This is a genomic window from Mycolicibacter senuensis, from assembly GCF_003284925.1.
In the GTDB taxonomy this organism is placed as follows: domain Bacteria; phylum Actinomycetota; class Actinomycetes; order Mycobacteriales; family Mycobacteriaceae; genus Mycobacterium; species Mycobacterium algericum_A.
In genome coordinates this window covers 1-11,347 of sequence record NZ_QMEX01000049.1, presented here as the reverse complement: position 1 = coordinate 11,347, position 11,347 = coordinate 1, and the positions used below count along the sequence as shown (strand labels likewise).

6 protein-coding genes and 1 pseudogene are annotated in these 11,347 nt (G+C 67.1%); 5 read left to right on the top strand and 2 right to left on the bottom strand.

The features are described 5' to 3' along the window. Positions 1-174 precede the first annotated feature (174 nt). On the top strand, positions 175-4,797 hold the full coding sequence (gltB, locus tag DQP56_RS12960; RefSeq protein ID WP_112686029.1) for a glutamate synthase large subunit: 4,623 nt from the start codon (positions 175-177) through the stop codon (positions 4,795-4,797). Continuing rightward, positions 4,790-6,241 carry a glutamate synthase subunit beta gene (gene gltD, locus DQP56_RS12955; RefSeq protein ID WP_112686007.1) on the top strand — a complete coding sequence of 484 codons (1,452 nt, stop codon included), beginning with the start codon at positions 4,790-4,792 and terminating at the stop codon, positions 6,239-6,241. The genes gltB and gltD overlap by 8 nt, the downstream gene beginning before the upstream one ends. 389 nt (positions 6,242-6,630) lie before the next feature. Here gltD and DQP56_RS12950 read toward each other — a convergent pair whose 3' ends face one another. Then, positions 6,631-7,494: an LLM class F420-dependent oxidoreductase gene (locus tag DQP56_RS12950; protein WP_112686005.1), complete on the bottom strand. Its 864-nt coding sequence runs from the start codon at positions 7,492-7,494 to the stop codon at positions 6,631-6,633. Between the two features lie 199 nt (positions 7,495-7,693). On the opposite strand from DQP56_RS12950, the gene DQP56_RS12945 reads away from it, so the two are divergent. Beyond that, positions 7,694-8,116: a hypothetical protein gene (locus DQP56_RS12945; protein ID WP_112686027.1), complete on the top strand. Its 423-nt coding sequence runs from the start codon at positions 7,694-7,696 to the stop codon at positions 8,114-8,116. Positions 8,117-8,123: 7 nt separating this feature from the next. On the opposite strand, the gene DQP56_RS12940 is transcribed toward DQP56_RS12945, so the two are convergent. Beyond that, the gene (locus DQP56_RS12940; RefSeq protein WP_112686003.1) at positions 8,124-8,762 is read right to left on the bottom strand and encodes a TetR/AcrR family transcriptional regulator; all 639 of its coding nucleotides are present in this window, start codon (positions 8,760-8,762) and stop codon (positions 8,124-8,126) included. Between the two features lie 83 nt (positions 8,763-8,845). On the opposite strand from DQP56_RS12940, the gene DQP56_RS12935 reads away from it, so the two are divergent. Together DQP56_RS12935 and DQP56_RS12930 are read left to right on the top strand one after the other, a co-directional pair. Continuing rightward, positions 8,846-10,303: a flavin-containing monooxygenase gene (locus DQP56_RS12935; RefSeq protein ID WP_112686001.1), complete on the top strand. Its 1,458-nt coding sequence runs from the start codon at positions 8,846-8,848 to the stop codon at positions 10,301-10,303. A 297-nt stretch (positions 10,304-10,600) separates the two neighbouring features. Next, positions 10,601-11,347 (top strand): annotated as a pseudogene (locus DQP56_RS12930) (hypothetical protein); the annotation flags it as partial.

The window sequence follows — 11,347 nt, the reverse complement described above, 5'->3', positions numbered from 1 at the left end:
GGCGGTCGATCATTTGTCCAGCAGGTGGCACGCGACGCCGGCCGGGGTATATCGTGACGTTGCCTGTGAAGAATTTCAGGCGGACCGCCGTTCAATGTCGCACGGACCAATCCTCTCGATCGCTCGTCGATGTCAGACGAGTCGACTCCGGAAAGTGCGAAGGATCAGGTGGTGATGACACCCTCCCGGGCCGGGCTCTACAACCCCGCGTTCGAACACGACGCGTGCGGTGTGGCCATGGTCGTCGACATTCACGGCCGACGTAGTCGCGACATCGTCGACAAGGCGATCACCGCGCTGCTCAACCTCGAGCACCGCGGCGCCGCCGGAGCCGAACCCCACAGCGGTGACGGCGCCGGCATCCTGATCCAGGTTCCCGACCAGTTCCTGCGTGCGGTCACCGATTTCGACCTGCCGGCCGAAGGCGACTACGCCACCGGCATCGCTTTCCTGCCGCAGTCGGCCAAAGACGCGGCGGCCGCCTGCTCCGGCCTGGAGAAGATCGTCGAAGCCGAAGGGCTGCAGGTACTCGGCTGGCGCGACGTGCCGACCGACGACTCGTCGCTGGGCGCGTTGGCCCGCGACGCGATGCCCACCTTCCGCCAGTTGTTCATCGCCGGGGCCTCTGGCATGGAGTTGGAGCGACGCGCCTACGTGGTGCGCAAACGCGCCGAGCACGAGCTGGGTAACAAGGGGCCCGGACAGGACGGCCCGGGGCGGGAGACCGTCTATTTCCCAAGCCTTTCCGGCCGGACGATGGTTTACAAGGGCATGTTGACCACGCCGCAGCTCAAGGCTTTCTATCCCGACCTGGCCGACGGGCGGCTGCACAGTGCGCTGGGTATCGTGCACTCCCGGTTCTCCACCAACACGTTTCCGTCGTGGCCGCTAGCGCACCCGTTCCGGCGCATCGCGCACAACGGCGAGATCAACACCGTCACCGGCAACGAGAACTGGATGCGGGCCCGGGAGGCGCTGATCCGGACCGAGGTCTTCGGCGCTGCGGGAGCGGAAGGCGCTGGCGGAGCTCAGAACAGCGCCACCAAGCTGTTCCCGGTCTGCACTCCGGGTGCCTCCGATACCGCCCGGTTCGACGAGGTGCTCGAACTGCTGCACCTGGGGGGCCGCAGCCTGCCGCACGCGGTGCTGATGATGATCCCGGAGGCCTGGGAGCGGCACGAGAGCATGGACGCCGCCACCCGCGCGTTCTACGAATACCACGATTCGCTCATGGAGCCCTGGGACGGCCCGGCCTCGATGACCTTCACCGACGGCACCCTGGTGGGTGCGGTGCTGGACCGCAACGGGCTGCGGCCGTCGAGGATCTGGGTCACCGACGACGGGCTGGTGGTGATGGCGTCCGAGGCCGGAGTGCTCGACCTGGATCCCGCCACCGTGGTGCACCGGCAACGGCTGCAGCCCGGCCGGATGTTCTTGGTGGACACCGCCGCCGGACGGATCATCTCCGATCAGGAGATCAAGTCGACGCTGGCGGCCGAGCGCCCCTACCAGCAGTGGATCGACGAGGCGCTGATCGGCATCGACGAACTGCCGCCCGGTGACGCACCCCGCATGGAGCACCACCGGGTGCTGTTGCGCCAGCAGGTGTTCGGATACACCTACGAAGAACTCAACCTGCTGCTCGCCCCGATGGCCCGCTCCGGCGCCGAGCCGATCGGGTCGATGGGCACCGACACCCCGGTGGCGGTGCTCTCGGCGCGGCCCCGGTTGCTCTACGACTACTTTCAGCAGTTGTTCGCCCAGGTCACCAATCCACCGTTGGACGCCATCCGCGAAGAGGTGATCACCAGCCTGCAGGGCGCCCTCGGACCGGAGGGCGATCTGCTCAACACCGAAGCGCCCACCTGGCACCAGATCGTGTTGCCCCAGCCGATTCTGAGCAACCAGGACCTGGCGAAGCTGCTGAAACTGGACCCGGATCAGCGGATCGGGACCCGCGGCCCGCACGGCCTGTCGGCGGCGGTGATCAGCTGCCTGTACCCGGTGGCCGAGGGCGGGGCCGGGCTGCGCGCAGCGTTGCAGCAGGTATGCGCCCGGGCGTCGGCGGCGATCAACGACGGCGCCAGCTTCCTGGTGATCTCCGACCGGGAGTCCGACGAGACGCTGGCGCCCATCCCGTCGTTGCTGGCCACGGCCGCGGTGCACCACCATCTGGTCGCCGAACGCAGCCGGACCAAGGTGGGCCTGGTGGTGGAGTCCGGCGATGCCCGCGAGGTGCACCACATCGCGGCGCTGATCGGCTTCGGCGCCGCCGCCGTCAACCCCTACCTGGCGTTCGAGTCCGTCGAGGACATGCTCGACCGCGGGTTGATCGAAGGCGTTGCGCGGGACAAGGCATTGGTCAACTACGCCAAGGCCGCCGGCAAGGGCGTGCTGAAGGTGATGTCGAAGATGGGCATCTCCACGCGGGCCTCCTACACCGGCGCACAACTGTTCCAGCCCGTCGGTATCTCCCAAGACGTTCTCGACCAGTACTTCACCGGCCTGTACTGCCCGATCGGCGGCATCACGCTCGACGACATCGCCGCCGACGTGGCCACCCGCCACGCGCTGGCTTACCTGGACCGTCCCGAGGAGCGCGCCCACCGCGAGTTGCCGGTCGGTGGTGAGTACCAGTGGCGCCGGGAGGGGGAGTACCACCTGTTCAACCCCGAGACGGTGTTCAAGCTGCAGCACTCCACCCGCACCGGCCAGTACGAGGTATTCAAGGAGTACACCTCGCTGGTCGATGATCAGAGTGAGCGGCTGGCCACCCTGCGGGGCCTGCTGAAGTTCAAGATCGGGGATCGGCCGCCGGTTCCGATCGAGGAGGTCGAGCCGGCCACCGAGATCGTCAAACGGTTTTCAACCGGGGCGATGAGCTACGGTTCGATCTCCGCCGAAGCCCACGAGACGCTGGCGATCGCGATGAACCGGATCGGCGGCCGGTCGAACTGCGGCGAGGGCGGCGAACACGCCGGGCGCTACCTGCCCGACGAGAATGGCGACTGGCGGCGCAGCGCGATCAAACAGGTCGCCTCCGGCCGGTTCGGCGTCACCAGCGACTACCTGGTCAACTGCACCGATCTGCAGATCAAGATCGCGCAAGGGGCCAAACCCGGTGAGGGCGGCCAGCTTCCGGGTAACAAGGTGTATCCGTGGATCGCCGAGGTCCGCCACGCCACCCCCGGCGTCGGGTTGATCTCGCCGCCACCGCACCACGACATCTACTCCATCGAAGACCTCAAGCAGCTGATTCACGATCTGAAGAACGCCAACCCGGAGGCCCGTATTCACGTCAAGCTGGTCGCGGAGAACGGCGTCGGGACGGTGGCGGCCGGGGTGTCCAAGGCGCACGCCGACGTGGTGCTGATCTCCGGCCACGACGGCGGCACCGGGGCGGCGCCGCTGACCTCGCTCAAACACGCCGGGGCGCCGTGGGAGCTGGGTCTGGCCGAGACTCAGCAGACGCTGCTGCTCAATGGTCTTCGGGACCGGATCGTGGTGCAGGTGGACGGACAGCTCAAGACGGGCCGCGACGTGGTCATCGCCGCGTTGCTGGGCGCCGAGGAGTTCGGTTTCGCCACCGCGCCCCTGGTGGTCTCGGGCTGCATCATGATGCGGGTCTGCCACCTGGACACCTGCCCGGTCGGGGTGGCCACTCAGAACCCGGAGCTGCGCAGCCGCTTCACCGGCCGGCCGGAGTTCGTCGAGAACTTCTTCTGGTTCATCGCCGAAGAGGTCCGCGAATACCTTGCGGCGCTGGGCTTCCGCACCATCAATGAAGCGGTCGGGCAGGTGAACGCCCTGGACACCACGTTGGCGCGGGCGCACTGGAAGGCCCACAAGCTCGACCTCGGGCCGGTGCTGCACGAGCCGGAGTCGCCCTTCATGAACCAGGACCTGTACTGCAGCTCCGGCCAGGATCACGGCCTGGAGAAGGCGCTGGATCAGCAGTTGATCGTGATGAGCCGCGAGGCACTCGACTCCGGCACCCCGGTCCGGTTCGCTACCGATATCTCCAACGTCAACCGGACCGTCGGCACCATGCTCGGGAACCAGGTCACCAAAGCCTATGGCGCCAAAGGCTTGCCGGCAGACACCATCGACATCACGTTCACCGGATCTGCCGGCAACAGCTTCGGTGCCTTCCTGCCGCCCGGGATCACGCTGCGGGTCTTCGGTGACGCCAACGACTATGTCGGCAAGGGCCTCTCCGGTGGCCGGATTGTGGTCCGGCCGCCGACCGACGCGCCCGACGGGTACGTCGCCGAGGACAACATCATCGGCGGCAACGTGATCCTGTTCGGCGCCACCAGCGGTGAGGTGTTCCTGCGGGGAGTGGTCGGTGAACGGTTCGCGGTCCGCAACTCCGGGGCACATGCCGTTGTCGAGGGTGTCGGCGACCACGGCTGCGAATACATGACCGGCGGGAAGGTGGTGGTGCTGGGCAGCACCGGACGCAACTTCGCCGCCGGGATGTCCGGCGGCGTCGCCTACGTCTACGACCCGGATGCACAACTGCCGGGCAGGCTTAACACCGAGATGGTCGAGTTGGACGCCTTCGATGACTTCGACGCCGACGACGTCAGCTGGTTGCGCGGGATCCTGGCGGCCCACGCCGAGGCAACCGACTCCGCGCCCGCACGGGCAATCCTGGCCGACTGGCCGAACCACCGTCGCCACTTCGTCAAGGTGATGCCGCGCGATTACCGAAGGGTGCTCGCAGCGGTGGCCGAGGCGAAGGCGAGCGGCACCGATCCGAATGAGGCGATCATGGCGGCAGCACATGGCTGACCCGAAGGGATTTCTCACCCACACCCAGCGCATCCTGCCGTTGCGCCGGCCGGTCTCCGAGCGGGTGGGCGACTGGAACGAGGTGTATCAGGAGTTCGCCGAGGACACGCTGCGCGAACAGGCGGGCCGCTGCATGGACTGCGGGGTCCCGTTCTGTCACACCGGATGTCCGCTGGGCAACCTGATTCCGGAATGGAACGACCTGGTCCGCACCGGGCGCTGGCGCGAGGCGTTCGACCGGCTGCACGCCACCAACAACTTCCCCGACTTCACCGGGCGGCTCTGCCCCGCGCCGTGTGAGCCGGCCTGCGTGCTGGGCATCAACCAGCCGCCCGTGACGATCAAGCAGGTCGAGTACGAGATCGTCGAGCGTGGCTTCAAAGAAGGCTGGGCGGAGCCGATCCGGCCGTCGAAGACGACCGGCAAGTCGGTGGCGGTGGTGGGCTCCGGGCCGGCCGGGCTGGCCGCCGCCCAGCAACTCACCCGGGCCGGGCACGCGGTGACGGTCTACGAGCGTGATGACCGCATCGGGGGACTGCTGCGTTACGGCATACCGGAATTCAAGATGGAGAAGCGCATCGTCGACCGGCGGCTGGCTCAGATGGTCGCCGAGGGCACGGTGTTCCGGGCGGGCGTGAACGTCGGCGTGGATGTCACGGCTGACCAACTACGCAGCGACTTCGACGCCGTCGTGCTGGCCGGTGGGGCCACCGCGTGGCGCGACCTGCCGATCCCCGGCCGGGAGCTGGACGGGATCCACCAGGCGATGGAGTACCTGCCGTGGGCGAACCGCGTCCAGGCCGGTGATCTGGCCGAGCCGCCGATCACCGCGCACGGCAAGAAGGTGGTCATCATCGGCGGCGGCGACACCGGCGCCGACTGCCTGGGCACGGTGCACCGCCAGGGCGGCAGCTGCGTGCACCAGTTCGAGATCATGCCGCGACCGCCGGAGACCCGGGACCCGTCCACGCCGTGGCCGATGTACCCGCTGATCATGCGGACCTCGGCGGCGCACGAGGAGGGCGGCGACCGGGTGTTCTCGGTCAACACCGAGGAGTTCATCGGCCGAGACGGGCACGTCACCGGGCTGCGGGCCCACGAGGTACGGCGGCGCAACGGAAGTTTCGAGAAGGTGGCGGGCACCGACTTCGAACTCGAGGCGGACCTGGTGCTGCTGGCGATGGGGTTCGTCGGCCCGGAACGGTCGGCGTTGTTGACCGACCTGGGCGTGGAGTTCACCGGTCGCGGAACCGTGGCCCGCGACGCGGACTTCGCGACCGGCGTGCCGGGGGTCTACGTCGCCGGCGACATGGGACGCGGCCAGTCGCTGATCGTCTGGGCGATCGCCGAGGGCCGGGCCGCCGCCGCCGCCGCTGACCGGTATCTGATGGGCAAGACCGCCTTGCCGGCCCCGGTCACGCCGACGATGGCGCCGATCCGGTAGGGCGGTGCACGGGCGCCGGCTCATTGACCTTCTGCCCCTGCAGCATCTTCTGTCCCGATTACAACAAATGCAACACAATTCGGCGAGTCGCGTCTTGTTTGCCATGACGCCGGTGTCTAATGGTCGGCAATGGGCGCCGCGTTAACCGCCGTGTTAACATGGTCCGCGTTATTCCAATCTGGTCCGAGCCGGGGCGGGGGTCTATCACCGTGTACATCAACCCGATATTCCGATACCGGATGGGCCGAATGGCCTGGTCACTGCTGCGGTATCCGCGCAGGAGCCGGGAGTTCCCGGCCAAGCACGAGCGTCTGATCACCGCCGACGAGCTGCTGCGCTACGCCACGTAGCTGAGCCGGGCGTAGTGAGCCCGGAAAGTTTGCTGGCCGCTAGCGCGCCGTAATCGGGGCCCATAGACCCGAATCGCGGACCGCCTCGGCAAGGGGTTCCAGCACCGCCGGGTCGTAGGGCACCGGCAGATAGACGATCGCCAGGTCCAGCCCTTCGGCGCCGAGCGCGGCGGCGTCATCGATGACCTGGCGGTAGTCATGATCGGGGTCCAGCCGTACGTGCGCCGACAGCGTGATCTCGGCTGCGTCGCGGCCGATGTCGGCGCAGTGGCCGGCCAAGACGTCACGTTTGCGGGCGAATTCGGCCGGCGTGCCGCCGACGAAGTTCCAGTGCTGGGCGTAGCGCGCGGTGATCTTCAGGGTGCGCTTCTCGCCGCTGCCGCCGATACAGATCGGCGGGTGTGGACGCTGCGGGCCCTTCGGCTCGTTGCGGGCCGCGGTGAGCCGGTAGTAGTCGCCCTGGAAGTCCGTCGTCTCCTTGCTCAGCAGGCTGACCAGGACTTCACACGCCTCCTCGAAGCGATCGAAGCGCTCGCGGATGGTGCCCAGCTCGATTCCGTAGGCGCCGGACTCCTCCTCGTTCCAGCCGGCGCCGATGCCCAACTCCAGCCGGCCCCCGGAGATGATGTCGAGCGCGGCGGCCATGTTGGCCAATACGGCGGGATGGCGGTAGTGGATGCCGGTGACCAAGGTGCCCAGCCGCAGCCGGGTGGTGGCCTGCGCCAGCGCGGTCAGCGTCGTCCAGCCCTCCAGGCACGGCCCCGTCGAGTCGGTGAAGATCGGGTAGAAGTGGTCGAAGGTCCAGCCGGACTCGTAGACGTCGATGTCGTCGGCGGCCTGCCAGACCGCCAGCATGTCGGCCCAGGTGGTGTTCTGCGGCGAGGTCTTGAACGCGAAGCGCATCCCGCCGACGTTAGTGCCTTTCCCCGCGAAGAGTCCCCCGGACGCGATGCCCCAGTGAAAATCTCGCGAGTGAAAATCTCGCGAGTGAAATCTCGCGGGAGCAGACACGAAAGCCCCCATCGACGGCCCGATTCGGGGGCTTTCGCGTCTGCTCGGCGGAGGAAACGCAGCGCCCGATAGGCTCGTCGCTGTGCATGTGGTGACTCTAGGTATCGACACCAAGGTGACCCTGCTGGCGGCCGGGCTCATTTTCCTGCTGGCGCTGCTGCTGGGGGTCTGGAAGTACCAGCAGATCATCACCTCGGAGAACCACCAGGCTCACATCTACGTCGACATCGCCCACCGGGCGGCGCTGCTGTACTCCTTCGCCACGCTGCTGGTCGCGGTGTTCGTCGAACTCAGCGGCTGGCCCACCTGGGTGAACATGACCGCGTCGATGGTGATGGTGTACTTCTTCGTCACCGCTATCGCCAGCTACATGCTGCACGGCGCCCTGCGCGACACCACCAACCAGTTCGAGAAACCCGGCCCGCTGTTGAAGGTGGGCATGGTCTTGCTCATCGTCGGTGAGATCGGCGGCTTCGCGGTGCTGCTGGCCGGTTTCGGTGTCGGCGAGTTCTGACGCCGACTTACAACGCGTCGCCGTAGATGCTGCTGACCCAGATGTGTGTCAGGGTGTCGACCACCCGATCATGGGCGATCGAGGGTTCCTCGGCGACCAGCGACGCCATCATGGTGCGCTCGTTCATCTGATTCAGCGACGTCGCCAGATCCAGGACCGGGATGGTGTGCGGCGCCGCGCCGCGATCCCGCTCGGCGGTGATCATTGCCGCGGTCTGCTCGATCCATCTGCCCATGAAGCCGTTCCACATCGCCTTGAATTCCGGGCTGGTGGCCAGCGCCTCGGTGCCGGCCCGAGCGATCGCCCGATGCGAGCTGAACGCGATGAAGAACGCCTTGATGCCGCTGCGCCAGATCCGCCGCGGGTCGCTCGGCAGTCGCTGCACCGCCCCGACGAACTCCGAGTCCGCGGCCGCGATCAGCGGCTCCAGCAGCGACAGCAGCACCGCGTCCTTGGACTTGAAATAGAAGTAGAACGTGGGCCGGGAGATCCCGGCGCCCTTGGCCAGGTCGTCCACGGAGATCTCGGCCAGCGGCCGCTGCTCGAGGAGTCGTTCCGCCGTGGTCAGAATCGCCCGCTCCCGATCGTCGCCGGACGGCCGTGCCGAACGGCGGCTGCGGGATCGGGTCGAGCCAAGCGAGGTCACGACCGATAGTCTACACTGTGTCGAGAAAATCGACACCATGTCGAGTGCCGGTTTTCCGGTTCGTTGAACTACGCTGATCGCCCGTGTCCGAATACCTCGACGTCGCGGTCGTCGGCGCCGGGATCTCCGGGATCAGCGCAGCGTGGCATCTGCAGCGGCACTGCCCGTCGAAAAGCTATGCCGTCCTGGAGCGCCGTCACGACCTGGGTGGCACCTGGGATCTGTTCCGGTATCCGGGGATTCGTTCGGACTCGGACATGTTCACCTTCGCCTTCCGGTTCAAACCATGGACCGCCGACACCACCATCGCCGACGGCGCAACGATCAAGAACTACCTGCGCGAGACCGTCGCCGAGAGCGGCATAGCCGACCGCATCCGCTATGGCCACCGGCTGGTGGCCGCCGACTGGAGCGAAGCGCACGCCGAGTGGCGCCTGACCGTCGAGCGCGACGGCGAGACGATCGAGATCCGCTGTGGCTTCCTGATCGCCTGTAGCGGCTACTACGACTACGACGATGCCTACGCGCCGCAGTTCCCGGGCACCGAGAGCTTCGCCGGACCGATCATTCACCCGCAGCACTGGCCGACGGAGTTGGACTACGAGGGGAAGAAAATCGCCGTGATCGGCTCCGGCGCCACCGCCGTGACGCTGGTGCCGGCGCTGGTCGCCTCGGGCGCGGGCCACGTCACCATGGTGCAGCGATCCCCCGGCTACATCGGGTTGCTGCGGTCGGTGGATCCGGTGGCGCGCCGGCTGAACCGGCTGCTGCCGAGGCGGGCCGCGGCCGCAGTCAACCGGTGGGGCTACATCGTGGGACAGATCGCCGTTTACCAGGTGAGCCGACGATTCCCGGCCCTCATGCGCCGGGCATTGATGCGGATGGCCCGGCGGCGGCTGCCCGAGGACTTCGATGTCGTCAAGCACTTCGGCCCCAGCTATCAGCCCTGGGACCAACGGCTGTGTCTGGCCCCCGACGGTGATCTCTTCGCAGCGCTCAACACGGGCCGGGCCGACGTCGTCACCGATGAGATCGAGACGTTCACCCCGACCGGGGTCCGGCTGCACTCCGGCGACGAACTGCCCGCCGACATGATCGTCACGGCGACCGGGCTGAACCTGCGGTTGTTCGGCGGCGCCGAGATCCGCCGTGACGGCCTGCGGATCAGTCCCCGCGACACGGTCGCCTACCAGGGCATGATGCTCAGCGGCGTGCCGAACCTGGCTTTCACCGTCGGTTACAGCAACGCGTCATGGACCCTGAAGGCCGACTTGGTGTCGGAGTCGGTCTGCCGGGTGCTCAAGCACATGGATGCTCATGGCTTCGACACCGTGGTGCCGCGCGAACCCGGCCCACACGTGCAGGAGCGCCCGCTGGTGACGCAGATCTCCGGCTACGTGCAGCGCGCGCTGGGCCAGCTACCGCGGGCCGGATCGCACCATCCCTGGCGCTTGCACGACAACTACCTGCTGGACTCGGTTCTGAGCAGGCGTGGCAAGGTCGACACCCGCCACCTGCTGTTCTCCCGGCGTCAAACCTGAACTGCACGGACATACCCTGAGTCATCAATGACATGCATAACCAGCAGTTCTCATGTTTATGGGCCGTTAGACCTGGCTAATAGCAGGGTCATTTTGACCGGATAACGAGCCGGATGAAGGTCATTAGTCCTGTCAGCCGCCTGATTGCAGACGCCTAGGACCAAAAGACGCAAAATCGCGGCTAAAGATCATAAAATTGGACAAATTACTGACGCTGCTGCTAATTTAGCCCACACTTAGCAAACGTTAGGCAAACAGCTGCAGCGATGCGGCATTGCACACGGGGAGGAGACTGCGGTGGCGGAGCGAGTTCAGGGGCGACGGTCGAAAGTGGCGCGACGGCGGTTGGCCGGTGCCGCGACATCGGTGGGGGCTTTTCTGGCGTTCGGGATGTCGCCGCTAGCGGCTTCACCGGCGCAAGCCGACTTCGACTTCGACTGGCTGGACCCGCTGTCGTGGTTCGGTGCGGAGGCCGAAATTCCCGGTGACGCCGCCTTCACCTTCAGCGACTGGGGCGGCCTGCTGATGGGCGACCCGGATGCGTGGGTGGCCTTCGACGACCAGGCGTACCTGGCGATTTATGACCCGATGCAGGCGATGATCGACAACTCGGCCAACGACTGGTGGCTGGACCCGCTGAACCAGATGTTCGCCATGGGTGACTCGTGCGGCGTGTTGTGCAATGGCGCGGACGCCTACATCAACGGCGACGGTGACCTGGTCGCGGCCCAAGCCGGTGGCCTCTGGTTCGGCGACGGCGGTGACGGGATCGACGGCTCCGACGGCGGCGCGGCCGGCTTCTTTGGCAATGGCGGCACCGGCGGCGACGCGGCGGTCGGCTCAACCGTCACCATCGATGGCGTCGTCTACGCGGGCACCGGCGGCGACGGCGGGGCCGGCGGCGGCTTCATGGGCTACGGCGGCACCGGTGGTAACGGCGGGGCCGCATTCGTCGATGACAACGACAACGTGATTCTGGCCGGCGCCGGCGGTAACGGCGGCGACGGCATGGGCCTGCTCGGCATCAGCAACGGCGGTGACGGC